Raw genomic sequence first — 25,105 nt, forward strand, 5'->3', positions numbered from 1 at the left:
CGGGCAGTGGTGCGAGTCGGGCGGTGGTGCGGGTGGCGCTGTACCTGAGGTGCCGGCCCTTTCGGGGTCAGGCCGGGGAGAAGAGGTGGTCGCTGATGAGGCGGGCGCCGCCGATGACTCCGGAGGCCGGGCCCAACTCGCCCAGGACGATGGGCAGGTTGCCCGTGGCGAGGGGCAGGGACTGGCGGTAGACCTGGGTCCTGATGGCGGCGAGCAGGGTGTGGCCGAGGCCGGTGACCCCGCCGCCGATCACCACGAGTCCCGGGTTGAAGAAGCTGACGAGCGAGGCGATCACCTGTCCGGTGTGGTCGCCTCCGGAGCGGATGAGGTCGAGGGCCGCGGTGTCGCCCGCCGCCGCTGCCGCCGCCACGTCGGCCGCGCTGAGCGCGCCCTGCGTGTGGAGGCGTTCGGCGAGCACGGGCGAGCGGCCGTCGCGGGCCGCGTCCTCCGCGTCGCGGGCGAGCGCCGCACCGCTGAAGTGAGCTTCCAGGCAGCCTCGGTTGCCGCAGGCGCAGGGCCTGCCCTCGGGCTCGACCTGGATGTGCCCTATGTCGCCCGCGCTGCCTGTGGTGCCCCGGTAGACCTCGCCGCCGACGACGATCCCGCACCCGATACCCGTGCCGATCTTGACGCACAGGAAGTCACCGGCGGAGCGGGCGACTCCGGCATGCTGCTCGCCGAGCGCCATGAGGTTCACGTCGTTGTCGACCATGACGGGGCAGCCGAGTTCCTGGCTCAGGACCTCGCGGACGGGGTAGCCGTCCCAGCCGGGCATGATCGGTGGCGCGACGGGCACGCCCTCGGGGAAGCGGACCGGTCCCGGCACGCCGATGCCGGCGCCGTCGAAACCGTCGGCGAAGCCCGATGCCCGCAACTTCGCCGCCATGGCGAGGACTTGCTCGAAGACCGCGACCGGTCCCTCGCGGACGTCCATGGGGTGCGTGATGTGCCCCAGGATCTCCAGCTCGGCGTTGGTCACGGCGACGTCGATCGAGGTGGCCCCGATGTCGACGCCGAGGAAGCGGAGTCCGGGCGCGAGCCGGATGTTGTGCGAGCGCCGGCCGCCCCGGGAGGCGGCGAGCCCGTCGGCCACGACGAGCCCGGTCTCCAGGAGCCGGTCCACCTCGACGGCCAGCTTGGACCGCGAGAGGTCGACCTGGTCACCGAGCTGGGCGCGGGAGTTGGGGCCCCCGTCGCGCAGCAGTCGCAGTAAGCGTGCCTGATGCGTGTTGGCGGGTCGTGCTGTCATGCGTCTCACGCGCCCCTCCCCGCCTCACCGGCCGTCCGATTCCCTCGCCCCCGCCCGCCGCCGCGGCCCGCTTGCGGCGGGTCGCGGCGTTTTCGCGCTCACGGGCGTTCGCGCTTTCGACGTGGAACGTAGCAGTGGGGTTCGGGAAGGGGAAGGACTTGCGCGGGAATTGGCCCCTACTTTCTCCCGGCACAGGACAAAGGGACGGGGAGCGGGGGTCGAGGAACGGGAGGGGCGGGTGATTCGCCCCGATGGGTGGGGGTTCAGGGGCAGCGGACGACCTGGCCCCCGTACGAGAGGTTTCCGCCGAAGCCGAAGAGGAGGACGGGGTCGCCGCTGCTCAGTTCGCCGCGCTCGACGAGCTTGGAGAAGGCGAGCGGGATGCTCGCGGCCGAGGTGTTGCCCGAGTCCACCACGTCCTTGGCGATCACGGCGTTGACGGCGCCGAGGCGCCGCACGACGGGTTCCACGATGCGCAGATTGGCCTGGTGGAGCACGACGCCCGCGAGGTCCTCGGGGGTGAGCCCGGCGCGCTCGCAGACCTGCCGGGCGATGGCGGGCAGCTGGGTGGTGGCCCAGCGGTAGACGGTCTGCCCCTCCTGCGCGAAGCGCGCCGGGGTGCCCTCGATGCGTACCGCGTTGCCCATCGCCGGGTTCGAGCCCCACAGCACGGGGCCGATCCCCGGCTCCTCGTCCTCCGCGGTCGCCTCGACGACGGCGGCGCCCGCTCCGTCGCCGACGAGGACGCACGAGCTGCGGTCGGTCCAGTCGGTGACGGCGGACATCTTGTCGGCGCCGATGACGAGGGCCTGCCGGGCGCTGCCCGCGCGGACGGTGGCGTCGGCGAGGGCGAGGGCGTGCGTGAAGCCCGCGCAGACGACATTGACGTCGAGCACGGCGGGTGAGGGCATCCCGAGCCGCGCGGCGACGCGGGCGGCGGTGTTGGGCGAGCGGTCGACGGCGGTGGAGGTCGCGACGATCACCATGTCGACGGCGTTGGGGGCGAGCCCGGCGGCGGCGAGCGCCTTGGCACCCGCGTAGGCGGCCAGCTCGTCGACCGGTTCGTCGTCACCGGCGATGTGCCGGGTCCTGATGCCGACGCGGGACCTGATCCACGCGTCGTTGGTGTCGACCATGCCGGCGAGGTCCTCGTTGGTGAGCACCCGGCCCGGCTGGTAGTGACCGAGCGCGACGATCCGTGAACCGTTCATGGGGGTCTTGCCCTCCGTAGCCGTGTTCCGCTGTCGTGAGACGGATTGCTCCAGCGTGATCACCTACCGACGGGTACGGAGATGGGTAAAGCGACAGGATTCGGGCAACGGGCTTGGAGAGTTCACCCAGAACCAGGAGGCGCCAGGGGCGTGCGGGGTGAACAGGGGGCGCCAAGGAGTGCGGGAGCACCCGAGCGCGGGAGCACCCCGAGTGCGGTCAGCCGGTGTCGCCGGGGAGGTACCGCGTGTCCCCGCCCGCACCCGACTCCCCGGCGCGCGTCGGCACCCTGCGGCGGGCCGAGGGTCCGCCCGGCTCGGCGCCGCCGCCCTCGCGCGCACCGCATCGCCTCGCACCGCACCGCGAAACACGCTGCGCCGGGCGTCTCCGCAGGAGGGACACGGGGAGCGGACCGTCGCCGACCGGCCCCCTCCCCGTACCGTCGTCCCGAGGGCCGTGGCAGGCTCGTACCGGCGTGCCGTCGCCCTTGAGGGGCAGGCGGCGTCGTGGCGAACCGGTACGGACGGGAAAGGGCGGGCCGCTCATGGGACGTGTGACGGAACGGCGGCGGGTCACCCGCGTACGGGAAGGCGTGGTCTCGGCGCGTCCCGACACGCTCGTCGCCGAGGAGCCCCTCGAGATCCGGCTCGCCGGCAAGCCGCTCGCCATCACGATGCGCACCCCGGGCGACGACTTCGCGCTCGCCGCCGGCTTCCTCGTGAGCGAGGGCGTCCTTTCCTCCGCCGACGACGTGCGGTCGATCGTGTACTGCGGCGGGGCGACCGACGACGGCTCGAACACGTACAACGTCGTGGACGTGCGGCTCGCCGAGGGCGTGGCCCTCCCCGACTTCACCCTCGAACGGAACGTCTACACGTCCTCGTCGTGCGGTCTGTGCGGAAAGGCGAGCCTGGACGCCGTCCGCACGACGACCCACTTCCCCCTCGCCGACACCCCGCCCCTGCGCCTCACCCCCGCTCTCCTCTCCGCGCTCCCCGACCGCCTGCGCGCCGCTCAGCGCGTCTTCGACCGCACGGGCGGCCTCCACGCGGCGGCGCTCTTCTCCGAAGCGGGGGAACTCCTCGATGTCCGCGAGGACGTCGGCCGCCACAACGCGGTCGACAAACTCGTGGGCCGCGCCCTCACCGACGGCCGTCTCCCCCTGAGCCGCACGATCCTCCTGGTCTCGGGCCGCGCCTCCTTCGAACTCGCCCAGAAGGCGGTGATGGCGGGCATCCCGGTCCTGGCAGCGGTCTCGGCCCCGTCCTCCCTGGCGGTGGACCTGGCGGCGGAGACGGGGATGACGCTGGTGGGGTTCCTGCGCGGGGAGTCGATGAACGTGTACGCGGGAGAGGAAAGGCTGGTGCTGGAACAGGCGGAGGTGTGAGCGCCGTGCCCTGCCCCGGATCGGGTGAGCGCCGTGCGCTGCCCCGGATCGCCGGATCAGGGGCAGCGCGCGCGACGAACACCCGCGGGTGCCCGTCAGTCCGGCCGCGGTGGCCGCTGTCAACCGGCGAACGGACGGCGTGCGCGGGAGTCTCGGCCGACGAGGGCGGACCTGCGCGAGTCCCGCGTGCCGCCTGCGCCACGCGCTCGCGCCCCAGCGGTGCCCCCGGGGCTCCTCCCCCGCCCCTCAGCTCGCCCGTTCCTCGTCCGCCCTGGCCTGCTGCGGGCGTGGCCCCGGGATCGCCTTCCTCGGGCGGGGCGACGTCGCCGGGGAGAAGGCCGCTGACATGAGCGTCAGGGCCAGGACCGGGAGCATCGCCGCGCGGAGGCCGTTGTGGTCGCCCAGGAAGCCGAGGCACGGCGGGCCCGCCAGGAGGGCCACATAGCCGATGCGGGAGGTGAGGGCTACTCGGCCCGCCGTGTCCGGGCCCGATTCGCCCGCCGCCGAGAGGGCCAGGGGGAAGCCCAGGGAGGTGCCGAGGCCCCAGAGCAGGACCGCGCAGCCCGCCAGTGCCGGGTTGTCCACGAAGGAGACCAGGGCGATGCCCACCGCCGTGAGGAGCGCTCCGACGCCCAGCACCTTCGCGCGGCCGAAGCGGGTCACCACCGGCCCTCCGGCGAAGCGTCCCGCGGCCATCGTCGCCGCGAAGCCCGTGTAGACGAGCGAGCCGAGCCCCGGGGGCATGTCGTGGCCGTCGACCATGAGAAGCGGCAGCCAGTCCGTCGCGGCGCCCTCCGCGAGGGTCATGCCGAAGACGAGGCCGCCGATCAGGAGCAGTCGCGGGTCGAGGTACAGGCGGCGTTCCCGCACCGCAGTAGCCTCGCCCGTGCGCGTACCGCCGATGCCGGGCCGCAGCCCCGGGATCGCGTACGCGAAGAGGGCGGTCATGAGGAGGAGGACGAGGGCCAGGTGCCACGGCACGGGGAAGCCGACCGCCGCCCCGGCCACGCCGAGCCCCGCGCCGACCACCGTGCCGAGGCTGTAGCAGCCGTGCATCGCGGGCAGGACCGGGCGGCCCATCTGCCGCTCCACGTGCACCCCCGCGACGTTGCTCGCCACCTCCGAGAGCCCCGCCCCCGCGCCGATGAGCAGGAGGCCGCAGGCCACGAGGAGCGCCGCCGACACCCCCGTGCCGAGTGCCACCACACCGACGCCCGCCAGCACCAGCGCCATGCCCGCGATGATGACGGGGCGGGTCGCGCGGCGGGCCACCAGACCGCCCGCGGCGAGAATGCCGAGCATCGAGCCGATCGACATGCCGAAGAGCACGAGTCCCATCTCGGCGGTCGAGGCGCCGAGGCTGTCGCGCACGTCGGGGGTGCGGGTGACCCAGGTGGCGAGCGAGACACCGGGGATCGCGAAGCACAGGTTGAGGGCGAGGCGGTGGCGGCGGACCAGCGGGTCCACAGGCACGGAATCCATGAGGTGCGGTCTCCGGGAAGGCGGCGCTGCGGGGGACGTGTCCCCACCCTATTCAGCCCCGCCCGCTCCCCGTCACGGCGGCCGCCTCGGCAGGCTCCGTGGGGGCTCCCTCCGCGGCCCGCCTGCGCGCGATCACCGCGCACACCATGAGCTGCATCTGGTGGAACACCATCAGCGGCAGCACCGCCAGCGAGGCGTGGGCGCCGAACAGGACGCTCGCCATGGGCAGGCCCGAGGCGAGGGACTTCTTCGAGCCCGCGAACTGGATCGCGACGCGGTCGGCCCGGGGAAAGCCGAGGCGCCCCGCGCCCCACCACGTCAGGCCGAGCATCGCGGCGAGGAGAGCCGACTCGGCGAGGAGCAGGGCGAGGAGGCGCGGGACGGTGACCTGGTGCCAGATGCCTCGCACCATGCCCTCGCTGAACGCCGTGTAGACCACCAGGAGGATCGAGCCGCGGTCCACGTACCCGAGCACCTTCTTGTGCCGGGTCAGGAAGCCGCCCACCCAGCGGCGCAGGAACTGGCCGGCGAGGAACGGCAGGAGGAGCTGCACGACGATCTTGCCGAGCGAGCCCGCCGAGAAGCCGCCGCTGTCGCCGAGGAGCGCGGCGGCGAGCAGCGGGGTGAGGACGATGCCGAAGAGCGAGGAGAAGGAGCCCGCGCAGATCGCGGCGGGCACGTTGCCGCGCGCGAGCGAGGTGAAGGCGATCGAGGACTGGATCGTCGAGGGCACGAGAGTGAGGAAGAGGAAGCCGGTGAACAGGCCGGGGCTCAGGAGCCAGGGGCGCAGGGCGTAGGCGGCGAGGCCGAGCAGCGGGAAGACGAGGAACGTCGCGGCCAGGACGGTGACGTGCAGCCGCCAGTGCCGCAGCCCGTCGAGCGCCTCGGCGGTGGACAGGCGCGCCCCGTACAGGAAGAAGAGCAGTGCCACGGCGGCCGTCGACGCGCCCGCCGCGCCGCTCGCGACGCCGCCGCGCGCGGGGAGCAGCGCGGCGAGCAGGACGGTGCCGAGAAGCGACAGGATGTACGGGTCCAGCGGGAGCCGCGGGCGTTTCATGGCGGGGCCGTCCTCGGGGGCGTGCGGAGAAGCGTGGGGGCGCCATCGATCGTGCCGCACCCGGTCGCTGATCGGGAACCCCGTACACCGCTCTGACTGCTATCGCGCGGCGCGATGGCCGGGACTACACTCCCCCACCGTGTACGACCCCTCCCACCTGCGCACCTTCCTCACCGTGGCGCAGACGCTGAGCTTCACGCGGGCCGCGCAGCGGCTCGGGGTGCGGCAGTCCACGGTGAGCCAGCACGTACGGCGCCTGGAGGAGCAGACCGGGAGGCCGCTCTTCGGCCGGGACACGCACTCGGTCGCGCTCACCGAGGACGGCGAGGCGATGCTCGGCTTCGCGCGGCGCCTCCTCGCGGTGCAGGAGCAGGCGGCGGCGCACTTCGCGGGGACGCGGCTGCGCGGTCGGCTGCGCTTCGGGGCCTCCGAGGACTTCGTCCTGACCCGGCTCCCGGAGATCCTGGAGTCCTTCCGGCGGGCGCACCCGGAAGTGGACCTGGAGCTGACCGTGGAGCTGTCGGGGACGCTCCATAAGCGGCTCGCCGAAGGGCGCCTGGACCTCGTGCTCGCCAAGCGGCGGGCGGAGGAGACGCACGGGGTGCTGGTGTGGCGGGACACGCTCGTGTGGATCGGCGGCGAACGCTTGCGGCTCGATCCGGAGCGACCGCTCCCGCTCATCGTGTACCCGCCGCCCGGCATCACCCGCGACCGGGCGCTGCGCGTCCTGGAGCGCGAGGGCCGCGCGTACCGCGTCGCATGCACGAGCGGCAGTCTCAACGGGCTCGTCGCGGCGGCCCGCGCGGGCCTCGGGGTCATGCCGCACGCGCGGGGCCTGATCCCGCCGGGCCTGGTCAGGGTCCCCGAGCGGGCGGGTCTCCCGGCCCTCGGTGACGTCGATTTCGTCCTGGTCCACGACGACCGCCGCGCCGAGGCGCGGGAGCCGGGGCGGGCCCTCGCGGAGGCGATCCTGGCGAGCGGGGACCGGTTGCGCGGCGGCCGAGGGGACGGCGGGTGAGGGAGCGGCGGACCGGGGCGTCACGGCCAGGAGGGGAACGGAAGCGGGCGGCACGGCGCCGCGAGGGGCCGGCTCCTCAGGCCGTCGGCGGTCCCCTGCCCACCTGACGCCGTCTCACCCGCGGAAGCCCGTGCCGCTTCGGGGAAGATTCCGTGGAGGAGGGCCGCGCGGTACTCACTCCTCCGTCGGCGATCCTCCGTGATTCTCCTCACCACCTGCCCCGCTGCGCCCCGGTTGGAGCGGGTTCGCGGGCGGATTCGGGGCATATGCGGGCGGGCCAGGCGTCGCGCGAGGGCTCCCCTGGTCGCCCTTACCTGCGGTAGCGTCTCGGCGCCGCACCCGCGCCAGCCCGGCGCGGGGTTGCGCGGCGCCCCGAGGAGCAGCTTTGCGCGAGTTCAGTCAGCCCCCGCTGACCCGGGCGCGGCCGGTGGGCGGCCTCGCCGACTGCGTCTTCGACCATGCGATCGAGGACCCGGACCGGGTCGTGCTCGCCCGCAAGAGCGGCGGGCGCTGGCAGGACGTGACGGCGGCCGGTTTCCGCGACCAGGTACTCGCGGTCGCGAAGGGGCTGCTCGCCGAGGGCATCCGTTTCGGGGACCGGGTCGCGCTGATGGCGCCGACGCGGTACGAGTGGACGCTGCTCGACTTCGCGCTGTGGGCGGTGGGCGCGCAGGTCGTGCCCGTGTACCCGACGTCGTCGGCGGAGCAGGTGTACTGGATGCTCCACGACGCGCAGGCCACCGCCGTGTTCGTGGAGCACGAGGACCACGCGATGACGGTCGGTTCGGTCGTCGACCGGCTCCCCCACCTGCGGCGCCTGTGGCAGTTCGACGCGGGCGCTGAGCGGGAGCTGATGGCGGTGGGCGCGGGCATCGCGGACGAGGTGGTGCACCGCCACCGCAGGGCGGTCACCCCCGATTCGGTGGCCTCGGTCATCTACACCTCGGGCACGACGGGCCGCCCCAAGGGCTGCGTCCTGACCCACGGCAACTTCATGTTCGAGTCCGACACCCTGCTCGGCGGGTGGCAGGAGGTCTTCACGCCGCACCGGGGCGAGGAGGCGTCGACGCTGCTGTTCCTGCCCCTCGCGCACGTCTTCGGGCGCGTCGTGGAGGTCGCCGCGGTGCGGGGGCGGGTGCGCTTCGGGCATCAACCGCGGCTCAGCGCGGACGCGCTCCTTCCCGAGATGGCCGCCTTCCGGCCCACCTTCGTCCTCGCGGTCCCGTACATCTTCGAGAAGATCTACCGCTCGGCGGCGCGCAGGGCGGAGGCGGAGGGGCGCGGCGGCGTCTTCGCGAAGGCGGTCGACGTCGCGGTGCGGTACGCGGAGGCGCGCGAGCAGCGGGCGCTGGGGCGGGGCGCGGGGCCGGGGGCTCAGCTGCGGATGCAGCACCAGCTCTACGACAAGCTCGTGTACGCGCGGCTGCGTGCGGTGCTCGGCGGCCGCTTGCGGTACGCGATGTCGGGCGGCTCGGCGATGAACCGCAGGCTCGGGCTGTTCTTCTCAGGCGCGGGGCTGACGGTGTACGAGGGGTACGGGCTCACCGAGTCGAGCGCGGCGGCGACGGCGAACCCGCCCGGCCGGGCCCGCTTCGGCACGGTGGGACAGCCGCTGCCGGGGACGGCGGTCCGCATCGCGGAGGACGGCGAGGTGTGGCTGCGCGGGGAGCACGTCTTCCAGTGCTACCTCAACACGCCCCGCAGCGGGCACACGGCGCTGCGCGAGGGCTGGCTCGCGACGGGCGACATCGGGCGCCTCGACGAGGACGGCTACCTCACCATCACCGGCCGCAAGAAGGAGATCCTCGTGACCTCGGGCGGCAAGAGCGTCTCCCCCGCGCCGCTGGAGGACCGGGTGCGCGAGCACCCGCTCGTGGCCCAGTGCGTCGTGCTCGGCAACGACCGCCCGTACATCTCCGCGCTCGTCACGCTCGACGCGGAGGCCGTGACGCACTGGCTGAAGATGCGCGGGGAGCCGGTCCGCGAACCGGCGGCCATGGTGCGCGATCCGGAGCTGGAGCGGGAGGTGCGCCGCGCGGTCGTCGCGGCGAACACGCGCGTCTCGCAGGCCGAGTCGATCCGTACCTTCCGCATCCTGGCCCGCCCCTTCACCGAGGAGCAGGGGCTGCTCACGCCCTCGCTCAAGCTCAAGCGCAAGGCGATCGAGGAGGCGTACGCGCACGAGATCGCGGCGTTGTACCGGAGCTGAGCCAGGCCCCGCCGCGCGAGGGAACAGCGCGCACTCCGCCCCGGGAGCAGCCCGCACTCCGCTCCGGGGGGACACCGTGCCCGCCGCCCCGGGAACACGTGCCCGCGCGCGCGTCGTTAAGGTCGGTGAGTACGTCCGGCAGGGCCGGTCGGGGCGGACGGCGCGGTGCCGGCCCGTCCCCGTACCGGCCTGTGAACGCTTAAGGATCAACAGAAGCAGTGAGTGCGCACAAGGTGGTTCCCCCGATCGTCCTGAACAACGGCGTCGAGATGCCGCAGCTCGGCTTCGGTGTGTGGCAAGTGCCCGACGAGGAGGCGACGACCGCCGTCGGGCTCGCGCTCGACGCGGGCTACCGCTCGATCGACACGGCCGCGATCTACGGCAACGAACGCGGTACGGGCAAGGCCCTCGCGGCCTCCGGGCTCCCCCGCGAGGAGCTGTTCGTGACGACGAAGCTGTGGAACGAGGAGCAGGGGTACGACACGACGCTGCGTGCCTTCGACGCCTCGCTCGACAAGCTCGGTCTCGACTACGTGGACCTGTACCTGATCCACTGGCCGTGCCCGTCGAAGGACCGCTACGTCGACACGTGGCGCGCCTTCGAGAAGCTTCTCGCCGACGGCCGCACCCGCGCGATAGGCGTCTCGAACTTCACGCCCGCGCACCTGCGGCGGCTGCTTGAGGAGACCTCGGTGATCCCCGCGGTCAACCAGATCGAGCTGCACCCGCATCTCCAGCAGAGTGAGTCGCGCGCCTTCCACGGCGAGCAGGGCATCGCGACCGAGGCGTGGTCGCCGCTGGGCCAGGGCAAGGGCCTCCTGGAGGTGCCCGCGCTCGTGGCGATCGCCCAGAAGCACGGCCGCACCCCGGCGCAGGTCGTGCTGCGCTGGCACGTCCAGCTCGGCAACGTGGTCATCCCCAAGTCCGTGACCCCCTCCCGCATCAAGGAGAACATCGACGTGTTCTCCTTCGAGCTGGACGAGGAGGACATGGCGGCGATCCGCGCCCTCAACGAGGAGCACCGGCTCGGCAGCCACCCGGACGAGGTGAACTGACCCCGTTTCCCGGGGAAGGCGACACGGAGGGGACGCGCGGCGCACGCCGGGCGTCCCCTCCGTCACACGGGAAGAAGTCCCGCTCCGCCGGGTGGGGCCGCGCGTCTCATCCCCGGTTGCGCTTCCGCAGGGCGAGCAGGGTGTACGCCGGGTCCTGGCGCGGCTCGTCCGGGCGGGGCAGCGCTTCGAGGCGGCGGGCCAGGTCCTCGCCGCCCGCCGCGTACGGGCCGCCCTCGCGCACGCGGGCGGCGACCTCGCGGGGGCTGCGGCCCTGGCCGTGCCCGGTGAAGCGGGCCGAGCCGTGCGGGCGCAGATCGTGCGCGGCGGCGAGCGCGGTCACCCGGCCCGCGCCGTCCGGGAGTTCGACGGGGCGGTAGGGGTCGAGCAGCGCGTCCATGTCGCTGCCGCGCGCCTGCGCGGCCGACTTGTCGACGGTCGTCACGAACAGCCCGCCGGGTCGCAGGACGCGGGCGACCTCGGCGACGAGGGGCGCGGCGTCGTCGACGCGGTCGAGGAGCCACACGGCGGTGACCGCCTCGGCGCTGCCCGAGGCGAGCGGCAGAGCGCGCGCGTCGGCGCGCACGGCCGCGTCCAGGCGTCCGGCCGCGGTGCGGGGCGTCCCGGCCGAGAGGTCCACGCCGAGCACGGTGTACCCGGCCTCGCGCAAGCAGCCACCGACGATCCCGGTGCCGCAGGCGAGGTCGACGACGGTACGGGTGCGGCGGGGCAGGAGTCCCGCGAGCGCCTGCGCGGCGGCGCGGGCGCGCGGGAGCCCGCCTCCGCTCTCATCGCGACGGGCGGCCTCGTCCTCGTGGTCGAGCATCCTCAGCCCCGTACCCCGTGGGCGGCGGAGAGGTCCTCGACACGGCGCGCGAGGGTGACGTCGAGCGCGGTGATCTTCCCGCCCGCGCTGTGGGTGTGGGTGGCCACCTCGACGGTGTTGTAGCCGAGGGTGAGGTCGGCGTGGTGGTCCATGTCCTCCTGGACGGAGGCGATGTGGAGGACGAAGGCGGCCGCGGCGAGGTGGTTGGGGAGCCGGTAGAGGCGGGTGAGGCGGTCGTCCTCGCTGCTCCAGCCGGGCAGGGTGGCGAGGGCGGTGCCGATCTCGGCGGCGGGCAGCGGGCGGGCGGCGGCGGGCAAGGCTGCTCCTCGGGAGGTACGTGCGGCCGGGGACGGGCCGGTTGATGCCGGCTCAGGTTACCGGCCGGTCCGCGCGCGCGGGCGGGCGGGCACGCGGGGCCGCCGGGTGAGCCGGGCCGTTCGGGGGCCCGGGTCAAGACTTTCTTTTGGTCTAGTCCAATCCATTGACGTGTGCGGCACCCGGCGGGACAGTGAGGCGCCTCTTCACCCCCTGGGAGATCCCCGTGAGACGTCTTCGTGCCCTTCTGGGCGGCGCCGCCGCCTCCGCGCTCGCCGCCGCCGGACTCACCGCGCTGCTGCCCACCTCGGCCTCCGGCGCCGAGAGCGCGACCCTGGACAAGCGGTGGTACGCCGCCGCGCCCTATCTCATGCCGCTCGACAACGACCCGCCCAGCGCCACCGCGATCATGGACGCCTCCAGGCTCAAGGCGTTCCAGCTCGCGTTCGTCCTCGCGCCCGACGGCGGCGGGTGCAGCCCGACCTGGGGCGGCACCGCGCCGGTCTCCTCGGACACCGCCGTCGGCTCCGTCATCAGCGCGATCCGCGCCAAGGGCGGCGACGTGTCCGTCTCGATCGGCGGCTACGGCGGCACCAAGCTGGGACAGACCTGTTCGGATGCCGCGTCGACCGCGGCGGCGTACCAGCAGGTCATCACGAAGTACCAGCTCAAGGCCATCGACTTCGACCTGGAGGAGCCCGAGTACGAGAACACGGCGGCGATCGCGCGCGAGATCGGCGCGGCGAAGATCCTCCAGAAGAACAACCCGGGGCTGTACGTGTCGGTGACGACGGCCGGTACGGCGGACGGCACCGGCTGGTTCGGCAAGCAGATGCTCAACGAGGCGAAGGCGCAGGGCTTCACGCCCGACAACTTCTCGATCATGCCGTTCGACGGCGGCTTCAACGGAGCGGCCTCGCAGACCGCGGCGCTCACCGCCTTCAACGGCGTGCTGCGCTCGACCTTCGGGTGGAGCGAGGCGACGGCGTACGCGCACGAGGGCTTCTCGGGCATGAACGGCCGCAGTGACACCGGCGAGTACTTCAGCCAGGCCGACTTCCAGACGGTCCTGGACTACACGACCGCGCACGGCATGGCCCGCTTCACCTTCTGGTCCCTCAACCGCGACCGGCAGTGCAGCCCCGCCGACAACGGCGGCAGGACGAGCGGCACGTGCAGCAGCGTGCCGCAGTCCGCGTGGGACTTCGCCAAGTTCTCCGTGAAGTTCGCGGGCGCGACCCCGCCCACGAACCCGCCGACCGACCCGAGCGACCCGCCCACCGACCCCGGTACGGGCCAGTGCACCGCGGGCGCCTGGAGCGCCGGCGCCGTGTACGTCAAGGGCGACAAGGTCACCCAGGACGGGCACACGTGGGAGGCGAAGTGGTGGACGACGAACGAGAAGCCCGGCACGACGGGCGAGTGGGGTGTGTGGCAGGACGACGGGCCCTGCTGAGCGCGGCCTGAGCAGGGCGACGCGGCGGCTAACGGGGGAGAGCCAGAAGAGGGCGTCGGCGAGGCCCGCGTCCATCGCGCCCGGGACCGCGACCATCGCGGTGTTGTCGATCAGTTCCATGACGGCGATCGAGACCGTGTCGGCGGCGAGCGCGACCTTGAGGGCGGCGCGCGGGCTCAGTCCGGCGCGCAGGACGCCGCGCATCGTGAGCGCGTAACCGAAGGCGAAGGCGAGGACGATCGACAGGACGACGGTCCCGCCGTTGTGGAGCCCGGCGGCGGTCCCGATCACCATGCCGAGGATCTCGCCGATGGCACACCCCGTGAGGCAGTGCAGAGTGGCCTGCGCGGCCAGGGACCAGGGTGTGCCGGACCAGCCGGCGGGGCCCTCGTGCGGGGCGTGCGGGCCTTCGTGGTGCGCGTGGTCCATCGTTCTCCCCCTTCTCGTGCGTCGTCCGGAGCGGCTTCCACGACAGGGAACACCATACCCCCCTGGGGTATTTCCCCAGGGGGGTATGGCGAGCGGTGCGCGCTCAGCGCTTCACGGTGACCCGGGCCTCCGCACGGACCCCCGAGACCGTCACCGCCAGCGTGACGGTCCCCGGCCGCAGGGCCGTGAGCCGCCCTGTCGCGGGGTCGTACGCGGCGGTGTCGCGCGGCCCGGCCGTGCGGGCCGGGCCGAGGTGCAGGCCCCGGGATGCGGACCAGTCGGCGCTGACCGGCCAGCCGAGCGGCACCGCGCGCGTGCCCTGGGTGAGGCGCGCGGTGACGGCCGCGTCCGTGCCGGGCGCGAGGCGGGCGGGCGCGGCGAGGCGCAGGGTGTCGGTGTGCGGGCGCGTCTGGACGCCGAGCCAGCCCTCGGGCAGCGCGGCCCCGGGCCGCGCCGCGCGATCGACGCCGAGGAGGCTCCAGCCGGTGAAGCCGCCTTCGTCGGCGGGCGTCGCGGGGTTCTTCCCCGAGTTGCCGTTGACCAGGTACGGGACCCCCTCGGCGTGCGAGGCGTCGAAGGTGCCGACGTGCCCGGCCACGTACGCGACGCCCTTGCCGCTCGTGCGCCGGAAGTCCGCGAGCCACGACTCGACGAGCGCGGCCTCCTTGCGGTCGCCGAGCTGGCTGCCCTTCTGCGGGGTCGGGTCGCGCGGCGGTACGTGCGCGACGACGACGACCGAGTCGACGGTCCTGTCCTTCGCGGCGGCGTCGAGCGCGGCGCGGAGCCTCGCGACCTGCGGGAAGCCGGAGAGGCGCAGCCCCAGCCGGGAGGTGTCGAGGGTCAGGAAGCGGGTGCCCTTGTGGTCGAAGGTCTGCTCCGCCGCGCCGAACTCCTCGGTGAAGTTGCCGATCGAGCCACCCATCACCTCGTGGTTGCCGGGGACGTAGTGCCAGGGCACGGCATCGCCCAGTTCCTCGTCCAGCATCCGGTGCGCGAAGGCCAGGTCCTCGGGCGAGCCCTCGTCGACGAGGTCCCCGTCGATGACGAGGAAGTCCGGCTTCGCGGCCCTGATCTCGCGCAGTGTGCGCCGCGCCTGCACGGCGTTCTCGCCCTCGGGGTCCCTGGCGACGAACTGCGCGTCGGACATGACGGCGAACCGCCAGTCCTTGCCCCGCACGTCGCGCGCGGTCGTGATCAGCGGGTCGTGGGGGCGGGCGCTCTCCGGGAGGTCCACGGCGGGTGGCACCTGCGCGGTGAGGCCGTCGAGTTCGACCTCGCCCTCGTACTGCTTCGTCGCGTCGGTCTCGGCGAGGTAGAAGCGGGCGACGGAGACGGGGTACGCGACGGACTGCGGGACGGGGAAGGTCACCTTCTTCCACCCGGTCCAGTCGAGGTACGGGCCGCGCAGCAACTGGTCCGTCCCTGTGGCGTCCTTGAGGTGGAGCGTCGCCCAGGCGCCGTGGCCGTCGCCCTTGAGCCACAGCGTGAACGCCTGCGGCTGGCCGGGGACGGGGAGGGTGGTGGGAGGCGTCGCGTACGCGGCGCGGGTCGCGGTCGACCGCGTGAAGTCGTACGTCATGCGCAGTCCGGTGCCGTCGTGGCTGTCCGCGACGGCGGCGAGCGAACCGGCGGCGCGGGCCTGGCTGAACGTCCAGTCGCCCGCGTCGTCGAAGCCGGTGAGGGCCTGGTCCGTGAGCCCGGCGGAGACGGCGAGGGCCGTGGAGTGCCCCGCGACCGTCGCGGTGACCGTTCCGGCGGCGCCCTCCGCGCGTGCCGTGACGGTGAAGCCGTCCGCGTCGGCCGTGATCGTGAAGAGTTCCGGGTCGTAGGTGAGCCGGACGTCGGAGGGCTCGACCGGGGCGCTGCGGCCCGCGGCGTCGAGCCCGGTGACGCCGAAGCGGGCGCTCGCCGTCGCGTCGGGGAGCGAGAGGCGCCGGGTGCCGGTCTCGATCCGGTCGAGGGGGCCGAGGACGGTGAGCTTCGTGGTGCCCTTCGCGCCGCCCCTGCGGGCGGTGATCTCGGCGGTGCCCCTCGCGCGGGGCGCGGTGTAGCGCCCGTCGCGGTCGACGGTGCCCCCGCCCCGTACCGTCCACACGGGCGTCCCCTTGGCGGGCCCGTACGTCTCGTCGTGGCCCTCGGCGGTCAGGCGGCGGTGCAGTCCCGGGAACACGCGGTCGGGGTGGCCGCCGGCGACGGGGTCGGCGGTCGGGGCGCCGAGCGGGTCCATCGCGGTGCTCACCCAGTAGCCCGTGAGGCGGCCGGAGCCGTCCGGCGCGGTGAGCACGAGGCCGTTCGGGACGGGGCGTTCGGCGCCGTCGGAGGGCTGGTTGCCGAGGTGCAGCGTGTCGGTGCCGGGGGTGCGGGTGAGGAGCGTCGAGGAGCCGCCGCCGTCGAGGTTGACGGCGTTGTAGGCGCCCGCCTTCTTCAGCATCAGGCCGAGTTCGGTGAGCGTGACGCCGCCGCTGTCGGCCTGGCGGCCGTCGACGGTGACGACGTGCAGCCTGCGGCCGTCGCGGCTGAAGCCCACGGCGGTGCGCGGCGCGGCCGTGTCGTTGCCCTCACCCGTGTGGTCGACGGGCCTGCCGTCCGTCACGAGGTACTCGTTGGCGCCGATCGCCTCGCGCGGCGGCGCGGAGCCGTCGCCCGTGCGCGGGTGGTAGCTCCAGCTCACGGGCGCACCCTCGGACAGTGCGCGCAGCGCCTCGGCGCCCTTGCCCGCGCCGACGAGGACGGTCGCCCCGGCGGGCAGGCGGCCCTTGCCCGGCCGGTGCGCGGTGTCCGTCGTACGGCCCTTGACGACCGTCACCTCGGCGCTGTCGGCGGCGCTGTTGACGGTGAGGGCGCGGTCGGCCTCGCCCCACGCCGCCGTGTAGGCGCCGATGCCGTCGCCGGGCACGTCGGCCGCGTTGAGCGCGGCGAGCGGGCGGTCACCGGAAGGGAGCGTCAGGGTGCCGTCGAAGTAGAGGTCGAGGACGCGGCCCGCCTGCGCGGCGTCGAAGCCGATCGCGTGGGTGTGGGACGGCTGCGGCGAGTTGAGGAGCGAGCCCGCGTGCAGCCCGGAGCCCTCGGGGGCGCCCGTCTCGTTGATGTCGAAGAAGTCGCCGTTGAAAGCGGCGACCGTGCGCCGCCCCTTGCCCGGGTCCTGTCCTGCGGCGAGCGCGGAAACGGGCTCGCGCGCGGAGACGCCCTTCGCCGAGCTGAGGTACTGGGCGCGCACGGAGGCGCCGAGGTCCGCGGAGACCTCGTGGACGCGCAGCCACTTGTCGCTCTCCAGGCGGTCGTACGAGGTGAGGGAGGCTCCCGGCGCGAGCGGGCGGCTCGTGCGGGCGGTCTCCAGCCCGTCGCCCTCCGGGTAGGTGCGCGGAGCGGGCGCGCCCGGGGCGGCGAGCGTGCTCGCGGCGGGCGGGGCGGCGGGTCCGGCGCCGGCGGGCGGGGCCTCGGCGGGCGCGGGCTGTGCCGCGTACGCGCTGTCGAGACCGGCGCCGGTGCCGAGGAGAGCGAGCGTCAGGGCGAGGACGCTGAGGGGTCTGGAGCGGGTCGGGCGTGGGGGCACGTAACTCCTCCTCGGGAGGGCCCCGGGGATGGGGCCGCACCCCACCTTGACCCGTCCGGCTCCCGCGCACCAGGGATGCCAGAGGACGCACCATTGAACAGCGCGTGACGCGGCGGTCCCGGCTGCCCGCTGCGAAGGGGGCGGCCGGGACCGGGCGCGGCGTGCGGGTGAGGCCCGTTCAGCAGAGCTTCGCCGAGAGGGTGATGGTGGTGCCGGTCAGGGCCTGGCTCACCGGGCAGTTCGCCTTGGCGTCCTCGGCGGCGGCGGTGAAGGCCGCCTCGTCGATGCCGGGCACGGTGCCCTCGACGGTGAGGTGGATGCCGGTGATGCCCGTGCCGGGCTGGAAGGTGACGTCCGCCGAGGTGATGAGGCGGGTCGGCGCGTGCCCGGCCTGGGTGAGGCCGTTGGAGAGCGCCATCGAGAAGCACGAGGAGTGCGCGGCGGCGATGAGCTCCTCCGGGCTGGTCTTCCCGTTCGGCTCCTCGGCGCGCGAGGCCCAGGAGACGGGGGTCGAGCCGATGCCGGAGGAGTCGAGCGTGACGGTGCCGCTGCCCTTGAGCAGGTCGCCTTCCCAGACGGTGTGCGCGGAACGGATGGTGGCCACGGTGCGGTCCTTTCGCGAGCGAGGGCCCCGGGGCTCTCGCGGGCGAGGGCCCCCGGGCGGGGCCGGTCCGCCCCGGCGGGGGCGGGCCGTGGCCTATACGATCACATTCGGCCCGCGCCGGGCGGAGTTGGCGGCACCGGCACGGGTGCGGCAGCGGCCTCGGCGGGGCGGCTCGGCAGCGGGACCCGCGGGCCGTCGCTCTCGCGCAGCCAGCGTCGCAGGACGTCGTGCACCCGCTCCGCGCCGACGAGTTCCGCGCCCTCGGCGACGGGAGCGCTCAGCGCGAGCGGCGAGAGCAGGAAGGGCCGGGACTGGTCGCCGCCGAGCCCGCCGTGCGAGCCGATCTGCTCCTCGAAGGCGAGGACTTCGCCGGTCTCCGGGTCGTACCAGGAGTTGACCATGATGTCCGCGCAGTGCGGGAAGGTGTCGGTGCGCCGCACGGCCTCGGCCGCGCCCGGCCCGAAGGGGGCCAGCGGGCCCAGCTCCTCGGCCGTCGGGTGCTCCCCGAGGTCCTTGAGGCGCACCTCGGCCCCGTACGCGCCGAGCACGACCCCGCCGTGCTCCTCGTCCCGTACGAGCAGGAAGCCGATCCCCGGGTGGTGCGCGAGGGTCGAGAGCAGCGCGGGGTGGCGGCGCTCGATCTCCTGCCGGGTCATGCGGTGCGGGACGTCGGGGAAGGAGACGAGGCCGAGGTTGCCCGAGGCGAGGACGACGGGCTCGGAGCGGCGCGGCGAGGCGTGGTGCTCCTCGGCGCGTTCCTCGACGGGGCGGTGCAGCGCGGCGCGTACCGCGGCGCGGGCCTCGTTGCCCGAGTGCGTACGGCGCACCTTGCGCGGCACGGGCAGGCCGCAGCCCGCCCTGACCAGCTCGCCGAGGCTGAGCCCGTACCGCATCCGGAAGGTCTCGCCCGGGCTCTGGCCGTGGTCGGACAGGAGGACGACCCGGTAGGGGCGCGGGGCGAGTTCGGCGACCTTGAGGACGAGCGCGAGGGAGCGGTCGAGGCGGCGCAGGATCTGCTCGGCGTCGCGGCTGCGCGGCCCCGAGTGGTGCGCGACCTCGTCGTAGGCGACGAGATCGGCGTAGATGGCGGTGCGGCCCGCGAGCAGGTCGCCCATGACGGCCGCGACGACGACGTCCCGCTCGACGACCGTCGCGAAGGCGCGGACGAAGGGGTAGAGGCCGCCGCGCCCCATGCGGGGGCGTTCGCGGCGCAGCCTGGCGCGGGTCGACTGGCACATCTCGCGGCCGACCTCGGCGAGGAAGGACAGGACCGTGCGCACCGCGTTCGCGGGGTCGCTGAAGTAGGCGAAGTACCCGGCGCGCGAGCGGGTCTCCTTGCCGCGCCGCACCGCGACGGACAGGACGAGCGCGAGCTGGTCCGCTCCGCCGCCGAAGAGGTTGCCGCGGCTGGCACCGTCCAGGCTCAGCAGGCCCGGGTCGCCGGTGCGCTCGACGGCCCGGCGCTGCAGCTCGGCGGCGCTCGCCGGGCGGTTCGAGACGATGACCTCGCGGGTCTCCTTCTCGTACCAGCGGAAGGCGGGGACGTCGAAGTTGCTGCCGTGCAGGATGCCGAGCTGGCTCGCGCCCGTCTGGCTCGACCAGTCGGTGCGCCACGGCGTGACGCGGTGGCTCGGGAGGCCGCCGAGGAGACCGGCGACGGTCGGCATGACGCCCTTGCCGACCGCGTCCATGAGGACGTCGTGGCCGAGGCCGTCGAGCTGGAGGAAGACGGTGCCCGGCGGGGCGGGGGTGCCGCTGGGACGGCCGTAGCGGCGGTAGGCGAGGCGGTGGAGGCGGCGCCGGTAGGCGTTGTCGTCCCGTACCGCGAGCGCGCCACCGGTCGCGGAGGCGACGGCCGACATGACGGCGGCGACCACGACGGCGGTCTCGGGGTTGACCTCGCCCCTGTTCACCGGGACGAGCCGCAGCGCGAGGAGGAGGAGCGAGCCGTTGAGGAAGAAGACGAGCACCGCGAGGACGAAGGCGGGCACGAGCAGCAGCGTGCGCACGAGCAGCGGCCACACGAGGGCACCGAGCAGCCCGAAGGCCCCGGCACCGAGCGCGGCCGTGACGGCTATCCGCGTCGCGCTGTCCCCGTCGGCCGACTGGAGCTTGAAGTCCGGCAGCAGCCCCGCGAGGGCCAGCATCGTCAGGGTGCTCACCCCCCAGACCGCGAACATCCGCAACACGGCGCTCCCGGCCCCGCGCCACCTCTCCTCGTTCACCGCTCACCTTTTCCTCACGCGGCCCGCGCGGAATGCCCGCGAACCGTCCCCCCACCTTCGCACACCGCCCCTTGCGCCCGGTCCTGCCGGTGGCGGCGCCTGGCGCGGGCCGCGGGGGGTGGTACGGAGCCGCCCCCGCCCCGGAAGGACGCCCGCGCACGGCCCGGGGGTTCACCCGCCGCGCCCCGGTCGGCCCACCGCGCCCCCAGGGGGCGGCGGCAGCGTCCGCCGGGGTTCAACGGCAGCGTCCGCCGGGGTCAGCGGCCGTCGTAGCCGGCGGTCGGCATGGAGAGCCTGCGGTGGATGCGGGCCTTGTGGGCGGCGTCGTAGCGGGGCTCGGGGAGCGCGGCGAACGCGAGCGGGACGCCCCGCAGCTCGCACAGGGCCCGGAACTCCTCCACGGGGCGCATGGCCACGGCGAGCGCCGCGGCCTCCGCGGCGACGAAGAGGTCCACCTCACCGCGGGCAACCGGGTCCCACAGCGCCTCGTGCGAGGGCGGGAGCCCGTGCGCGAGCACTTCCCGCACGAGGGTGTGCCCGTGCTCGGCGGCCCACTGCGCGCAGTGGGCGAACTGGCTGCGGATGTCGACCAGGTACGGCTGCGTATCGAGTTCTTCCAGGGGTACGAGGGCGGCGATCGCCACCGCGCGGTGCCCGTTCACAGCACTCCCCCGTTCCGCTCCGGGGCCGGTGGCCCGGCCTCCGCGACGGACAGTGCCCGGACGGGCACGTATCCGCATGAGGGCCGACTCTACTGGAGCCCTTAGGCTCAGCGGGAACCCGCGGACGGCGAAGTGGCCCGCGGCGGTGGCGAGGAGGAGCGGCGACGGTGGAGATCACCTGGTGGGGACATGCGACCTGCACCGTGGAGGACGCGGGGACACGGCTCCTCACCGACCCGGTGCTCGTGCGGCGCCTCGCCCACCTGCGCCGCCGTCAGGGGGCGCTGCCCGCGCCGGTCGCGCTGCGCGCGGACGGGGTCCTCGTCTCGCACCTGCACAGCGATCACCTGCACGTGCCCTCGCTCGCGCGCCTCGCGCCGGGCACGGTGGTGCTGCTGCCGCGCGGCGCGCTGCGCGCGGTGCGGGGGCTCGGGCGGCGGCTCGCGCGGCTCGAACTCGTCGAGGTCGCCCCCGGTGACAAGCGGCGGATCGGCGGGCTCGACATCCGCGCGGTCCCCGCCCGGCACGACGGGCGGCGCTTCCCGGTGGGCCCGCGCCGGGCGCCCGCGCTCGGGTACGTCATCAGCGGCACGGCCCGTACCTACTTCGCCGGGGACACGGGGCTGTTCTCCGGGATGGCGCACGAGACGGGCCCCGTCGACGTCGCGCTGCTCCCGGTGGGCGGCTGGGGGCCCGGGCTCGGGCACGAGCACCTCGACCCGGAGCGGGCCGCGCAGGCGCTGAGCGCTCTGCGACCGAGCGCCGCCGTCCCCGTGCACTTCGGCACGTACTGGCCGATCGGACTCGACGCGGTGCGCCCGCACGAGTTCCACTCCCCCGGCGTCGACTTCGTACGGCGGGCGGCACAGCTCGCGCCCGAGGTCGCGGTGCACCTGCTGGGGCACGGCGAGAGCGTGCGCCCGCGGGTGGCGCGGTGACCGGGCGCGGGGCGGGCTGGGGCCTGGCCGCGGAGAACGCGCGGGGCGCGGCCTGGGAGGGCGCGCGAGCGCTCTCGCAGGCGGCGGCGCGCGTCGCGGACAAGGTGCCGGGGGTGACGCAGCAGGCGGTGGGCTATCCCTCGCTCTTCCTCCTCGTGCTGCTCGGCGCGCTCGTCCCCGTGATCCCCACCGGCGTGCTCGTCAGCTCGACGTCGGTGGTCGCCCTCCACCACAACCCCTTCGACCTGCTCCTGGTCTTCGTGACCGCCGGGCTCGCCGCATTCCTCGGGGACGTGGCCCTGTACTGGCTCGGGCAGCGCGGGATGCGCTCGAAGAACGGCTCGCGCTGGCTCGACGCCCTGCGCGACCGGGCGCCGGCGGACCGCCTGGCGCAGGCCCGGCGCGGCCTGGAGCACCGCCGTGTCCCGCTGCTCGTCCTGTCGCGGCTCGTGCCCGGCGGCCGTATCCCGGTCATGCTCGCGTGCCTCATGGCGGAGATGCCGCTGCGCGTCTTCGTGCGCGGCAACGCCCCGGCGTGCCTCGCCTGGGCACTGACCTACCAGCTCATCGGTGTCCTGGGCGGCTCCCTCTTCCCCGAGCCGTGGCAGGGCGTCCTCGCCGCGGTCGTGCTCACACTGCTGGTCAGCGGGGTGCCGCCGGTGTGGCGGCGGTTGCGCGGGGAGCGGAAGGCGGAGGACGAGGGCGGGCCGGGAACGGGGGAGGCGGAGGAGGGGCGGGCGCGGGCCTGAGCGGGACGGCCCGGGGCTTCACCGCCCGGGCCGCCCCCCGCCTGGCGGGCCCTCAGCTCTTGGCGGCCGGCTCGTCGCCGGACTGGAGCTTCAGCTGCTCCTGGATCTGCTTCTCGATCTCGTCGCCCATCGGGCCGTTCTCCCAGTCGGCCCCGAACTGCTTGTCCATCTCCTTGCGGAGCTGCTTCTCGAACTCCTCGCGGAAGACCGGGTCGTTCCGGAGACCGTCCTCGTCGAGCGGGCCGTCCGCGCCGAGGTCCGCCTGCGACGGCGAGCCCCCGGCGGCGCCGCCCAGCAGGGCCTCCGGGTCGATGCCGAAGGGCGCGTCGGCGGTGCCCTTGGGCAGCTCCTTCGCCCCGGCGGGGGCCGTGATCCTCCCGGGCTGGTCGAAGCGCAGGACGACGTCGAACTTGTCGCCCTTCTTGACCGGGTCGCCCGGCTCGGCGAGCTGGGTGGCGTCGAAGGTGATCCCGGAGAGGGTGCCGTCCTTGAGCGCGAAGTCGACGCCGAGCTTGCTGTTCGGGACGTCCTTGAGGTCCTTCTCCGTGGGCATGGCACGCCACGCGGGGATCTTGTCGGAGAGGCCCTTGATCGCGCCGAAGACGTCGGTCAGCAGGGCGCGGGCCGGGGCCTCGGCGAGGATGTGGTCGGTGCCGTCCTTCTCACCCTTGTCGGTGAAGGTGACGCGGCGCGCGAGGATGCTCTTGAGGTCGGTCCTGAGCTTTCGCTGCGTCTCGCTGTCCAGGGTGTCGGCGCCGGAGTTCTTCCCCGAGGCGTCCTTGCCGGCCCCCAGCTCCTCCAGCGTGGCGGTGTCCGTCTTGACCCACTCGCCCGCGAACAGGTCCTTGAGGCCACCCATCCCCGGGGGCAGCTCGTCGGCACCGGGTATGGGCGTGTCGAAGGTCTTGCCGAACGTGTCGAGGTCGGCCCTCAGGTAGAGGGTCTTGTCGACCATCCGCACGTCGAGCAGTTCGGAGCCCTTGCCCGAGCCGACCGAGAAGGCGACGGCCTCGATGTCCTTCTCCCCGGCCTTGGCGAGCGGCTTGGACGCCTCCACGGAGAAGGAGACCCGCAGCTTGCCGACCGCCTTGGCGGCCGTGGGCGAGAGCGCGCCCTCCGGGTCGTCCGACTCGCTCGCGCGCCGCAGCACCCCGGGGTCGGCGTCGAGCCCGAACTCGACGGAGAGCGAGCGCTGTTCGCCCAGCTTGTCGGTGGCCTTCCGGATCTTCTGCGCGGCGCTCAGGTTCTCGACGGTGCCGCAGGCGGCGAGCCCGGTGAGGGCCAGCGCGGCGGAGGTGGCGACAGCCAGAGTCGTACGGCGTGCGGTATTGATGGTCTTCCCCTGTCCTCGTGGTACACACAGGGGACTCACGGGGTCTTCACACGGTTGTACGGGCGCGAGGCTACGAAAGCGTAACGACCGCTGCGGCGGCTCACCTTGTGCGGGTGTCCTCCTCCGGGCGTCGCCCGCGCTCCAGGACGCGCGAGGCGCCCACCGGCAGGTCCCACAGGTCCTCGCGGGGCCGCCCGGCCGCGTGCCAGGCGGCGCGGGTGCGCAGGAGGGGTTCGAGCACGGGCTCGGAGGAGAGCAGGAAGGTTCCCCAGTGCATGGGGACCATCCGGGCCGCACCGAGGTCGCCGGCCGCGCGTACCGCCTCCTCGGGGTCGCAGTGCACGTCCCCCAGGCACCAGCGCGGATCGTAGGCGCCGACCGGGAGGAGCGCGAGGTCGATGCCGGGCAGGCGGCGGCCGATGTCGGCGAAGGCGGGGCCGTAGCCCGTGTCGCCCGCGAAGTAGAGGCGCGGGCCCTCGTCGGGGGCGGTGAGGACCCAGCCGCACCACAGGCTGCGGCAGGTGTCGGCGAGCCCGCGCTTGGACCAGTGGTGGGCCGGTACGCAGTCGAAGCGGACGCCGTCCAGGACGGCGGCCTCCCACCAGTCCAGCTCGGTGACCCGCGTGAAGCGGCGCCGCCTGAACCACGGGGCGAGCCCGGCGGGGCAGAAGACGGGGGTGCTCCGGGGCAGGCGGCGCAGCGTGGGGGCGTCGAGGTGGTCGTAGTGGTTGTGGCTCAGGACGACCGCGTCGACCCGCCCGAGCGAGGCCCAGGGCACGCCCACGGGGGTGACGCGAGCGGGCGTGCCGAGGATGCGCCGCGACCACACGGGGTCCGTGAGCACGGTGAGCCCGCCGATCCGCACGACGAAGCTCGCGTGCCCGGCCCACGTGACGGCCAGCTCACCGGGGCGTGGCACCGGCGGCGGGGCGGGCGCGCACGGAATGCGCGGCACGTCCACGAGCCCCTCGCGCCCGGGCCGTACCGCTCCCTCGCGGAGCAGACGCGCGTACGCCCTGAGCCCGGGCAGCGGGGCACTGAGACGGTCGCTGAAGTCCCGTGGCCAGACGCGCCGCTCGCCGAGCGGCCGGGGCGCGGGCGCCGGGGGGTCCGCCGGGCGGCCCTGCGATGGCGAGGGGCGCGGCGGCGCGGGGCTCATGCGCGGCCCCCGCGCTCCGCGGCCGGCGCCCCGGCCCCGTGTGCCGAGCGCCCCGGCCCCGTCCCGGCGGAGCACCGGGCCGCCGCGCCCGCTCGCGCCACGTCGTCGGGACGGCCCGCCCCCGGCACCCCTCCGGTACGCGGCACGCTCTCCCCGCACCTCACGGCCGACCTCGCGCGGGGGCCCATGTCCA

General features: G+C 74.5%; 19 protein-coding genes and 1 pseudogene. 7 read left to right on the forward strand and 13 right to left on the reverse strand.

The features are described 5' to 3' along the window. Positions 1-67 precede the first annotated feature (67 nt). Positions 68-1,249, reverse strand: a complete 1,182-nt coding sequence (locus IF99_RS0116940; RefSeq protein ID WP_030997344.1) for an ROK family transcriptional regulator — start codon at positions 1,247-1,249, stop codon at positions 68-70. A gap of 263 nt (positions 1,250-1,512) precedes the next feature. Further along, positions 1,513-2,460, reverse strand: a complete 948-nt coding sequence (locus IF99_RS0116945) for a beta-ketoacyl-ACP synthase III (protein WP_030997345.1) — start codon at positions 2,458-2,460, stop codon at positions 1,513-1,515. 542 nt (positions 2,461-3,002) lie between these two features. Between IF99_RS0116945 and fdhD the strand changes: the two genes are divergently transcribed. Continuing rightward, positions 3,003-3,845 (forward strand): formate dehydrogenase accessory sulfurtransferase FdhD, encoded by an 843-nt coding sequence (gene fdhD, locus IF99_RS0116950; RefSeq protein ID WP_030997346.1) that lies wholly within the window; start codon positions 3,003-3,005, stop codon positions 3,843-3,845. Positions 3,846-4,091: 246 nt separating this feature from the next. Here the strand turns inward: fdhD and IF99_RS0116955 are convergent, their stop codons facing one another. Next, complete coding sequence (locus IF99_RS0116955; RefSeq protein ID WP_030997347.1) at positions 4,092-5,327, reverse strand: MFS transporter; 1,236 nt, start codon at positions 5,325-5,327, stop codon at positions 4,092-4,094. Between the two features lie 52 nt (positions 5,328-5,379). Then, entirely contained in the window at positions 5,380-6,384 is a 1,005-nt protein-coding gene (locus IF99_RS0116960; RefSeq protein WP_030997348.1) for a bile acid:sodium symporter family protein, read from the reverse strand. Positions 6,385-6,523: 139 nt separating this feature from the next. On the opposite strand from IF99_RS0116960, the gene IF99_RS0116965 reads away from it, so the two are divergent. From IF99_RS0116965 to IF99_RS0116975, 3 genes are all read left to right on the forward strand, one after another. After that, positions 6,524-7,402 (forward strand): LysR substrate-binding domain-containing protein, encoded by an 879-nt coding sequence (locus IF99_RS0116965; RefSeq protein ID WP_030997349.1) that lies wholly within the window; start codon positions 6,524-6,526, stop codon positions 7,400-7,402. Between the two features lie 385 nt (positions 7,403-7,787). Continuing rightward, the gene (locus IF99_RS0116970; protein ID WP_030997350.1) at positions 7,788-9,611 is read left to right on the forward strand and encodes an AMP-dependent synthetase/ligase; all 1,824 of its coding nucleotides are present in this window, start codon (positions 7,788-7,790) and stop codon (positions 9,609-9,611) included. 218 nt (positions 9,612-9,829) lie between these two features. Next, the gene (locus tag IF99_RS0116975; protein WP_030997351.1) at positions 9,830-10,666 is read left to right on the forward strand and encodes an aldo/keto reductase; all 837 of its coding nucleotides are present in this window, start codon (positions 9,830-9,832) and stop codon (positions 10,664-10,666) included. A 106-nt stretch (positions 10,667-10,772) separates the two neighbouring features. On the opposite strand, the gene IF99_RS0116980 is transcribed toward IF99_RS0116975, so the two are convergent. Beyond that, on the reverse strand, positions 10,773-11,489 hold the full coding sequence (locus IF99_RS0116980) for a class I SAM-dependent DNA methyltransferase (RefSeq protein WP_030997352.1): 717 nt from the start codon (positions 11,487-11,489) through the stop codon (positions 10,773-10,775). Positions 11,490-11,491: 2 nt separating this feature from the next. Beyond that, entirely contained in the window at positions 11,492-11,806 is a 315-nt protein-coding gene (locus IF99_RS0116985) for a 4a-hydroxytetrahydrobiopterin dehydratase (protein ID WP_030997353.1), read from the reverse strand. Between the two features lie 224 nt (positions 11,807-12,030). Between IF99_RS0116985 and IF99_RS0116990 the strand changes: the two genes are divergently transcribed. Then, the gene (locus IF99_RS0116990) at positions 12,031-13,260 is read left to right on the forward strand and encodes a chitinase (protein WP_030997354.1); all 1,230 of its coding nucleotides are present in this window, start codon (positions 12,031-12,033) and stop codon (positions 13,258-13,260) included. A gap of 36 nt (positions 13,261-13,296) precedes the next feature. Here the strand turns inward: IF99_RS0116990 and IF99_RS32390 are convergent. The 5 genes and pseudogenes from IF99_RS32390 to IF99_RS0117015 form a co-directional block, all read right to left on the reverse strand. Continuing rightward, positions 13,297-13,689: pseudogene (locus IF99_RS32390) on the reverse strand (DUF4396 domain-containing protein); the annotation flags it as partial. Between the two features lie 103 nt (positions 13,690-13,792). Further along, a complete protein-coding gene (locus IF99_RS0117000) occupies positions 13,793-17,242 on the reverse strand; it encodes a phosphodiester glycosidase family protein (RefSeq protein ID WP_030997356.1) in 3,450 nt (1,149 codons plus the stop codon). Between the two features lie 178 nt (positions 17,243-17,420). Further along, positions 17,421-17,846, reverse strand: a complete 426-nt coding sequence (locus tag IF99_RS0117005) for an OsmC family peroxiredoxin (protein WP_030997357.1) — start codon at positions 17,844-17,846, stop codon at positions 17,421-17,423. Between the two features lie 101 nt (positions 17,847-17,947). After that, entirely contained in the window at positions 17,948-20,071 is a 2,124-nt protein-coding gene (locus IF99_RS0117010; RefSeq protein WP_030997358.1) for a phage holin family protein, read from the reverse strand. Positions 20,072-20,328: 257 nt separating this feature from the next. Continuing rightward, a complete protein-coding gene (locus tag IF99_RS0117015; protein ID WP_030997359.1) occupies positions 20,329-20,733 on the reverse strand; it encodes a hypothetical protein in 405 nt (134 codons plus the stop codon). 167 nt (positions 20,734-20,900) lie between these two features. Between IF99_RS0117015 and IF99_RS0117020 the strand changes: the two genes are divergently transcribed. Then, the gene (locus IF99_RS0117020; protein ID WP_030997360.1) at positions 20,901-21,671 is read left to right on the forward strand and encodes an MBL fold metallo-hydrolase; all 771 of its coding nucleotides are present in this window, start codon (positions 20,901-20,903) and stop codon (positions 21,669-21,671) included. Further along, positions 21,668-22,420: a VTT domain-containing protein gene (locus IF99_RS0117025; protein ID WP_030997361.1), complete on the forward strand. Its 753-nt coding sequence runs from the start codon at positions 21,668-21,670 to the stop codon at positions 22,418-22,420. The genes IF99_RS0117020 and IF99_RS0117025 overlap by 4 nt, the downstream gene beginning before the upstream one ends. A gap of 52 nt (positions 22,421-22,472) precedes the next feature. Here IF99_RS0117025 and IF99_RS0117030 read toward each other — a convergent pair whose 3' ends face one another. Next, positions 22,473-23,792, reverse strand: coding sequence for a hypothetical protein (locus IF99_RS0117030; RefSeq protein ID WP_030997362.1), 1,320 nt, complete (start codon positions 23,790-23,792; stop codon positions 22,473-22,475). Between the two features lie 61 nt (positions 23,793-23,853). Next, on the reverse strand, positions 23,854-24,912 hold the full coding sequence (locus IF99_RS0117035; protein WP_037827061.1) for an MBL fold metallo-hydrolase: 1,059 nt from the start codon (positions 24,910-24,912) through the stop codon (positions 23,854-23,856). Positions 24,913-25,105 lie beyond the last annotated feature (193 nt).

Origin of the sequence: Streptomyces sp. NRRL F-5630 (genome assembly GCF_000719475.1) — a bacterium.
Lineage (GTDB): Bacteria > Actinomycetota > Actinomycetes > Streptomycetales > Streptomycetaceae > Streptomyces.

Coding starts and splice junctions, on each gene's coding strand:
- IF99_RS0117035 (WP_037827061.1), bottom strand. CDS start 24,912: ATGAGCCCCGCGCCGCCGCGCCCCTCGCCATCGCAGGGCCGCCCGGCG.
- IF99_RS0116940 (WP_030997344.1), bottom strand. CDS start 1,249: ATGACAGCACGACCCGCCAACACGCATCAGGCACGCTTACTGCGACTG.
- IF99_RS0116960 (WP_030997348.1), bottom strand. CDS start 6,384: ATGAAACGCCCGCGGCTCCCGCTGGACCCGTACATCCTGTCGCTTCTC.
- IF99_RS0116955 (WP_030997347.1), bottom strand. CDS start 5,327: ATGGATTCCGTGCCTGTGGACCCGCTGGTCCGCCGCCACCGCCTCGCC.
- IF99_RS0116945 (WP_030997345.1), bottom strand. CDS start 2,460: ATGAACGGTTCACGGATCGTCGCGCTCGGTCACTACCAGCCGGGCCGG.
- IF99_RS0116980 (WP_030997352.1), bottom strand. CDS start 11,489: ATGCTCGACCACGAGGACGAGGCCGCCCGTCGCGATGAGAGCGGAGGC.
- fdhD (WP_030997346.1), top strand. CDS start 3,003: ATGGGACGTGTGACGGAACGGCGGCGGGTCACCCGCGTACGGGAAGGC.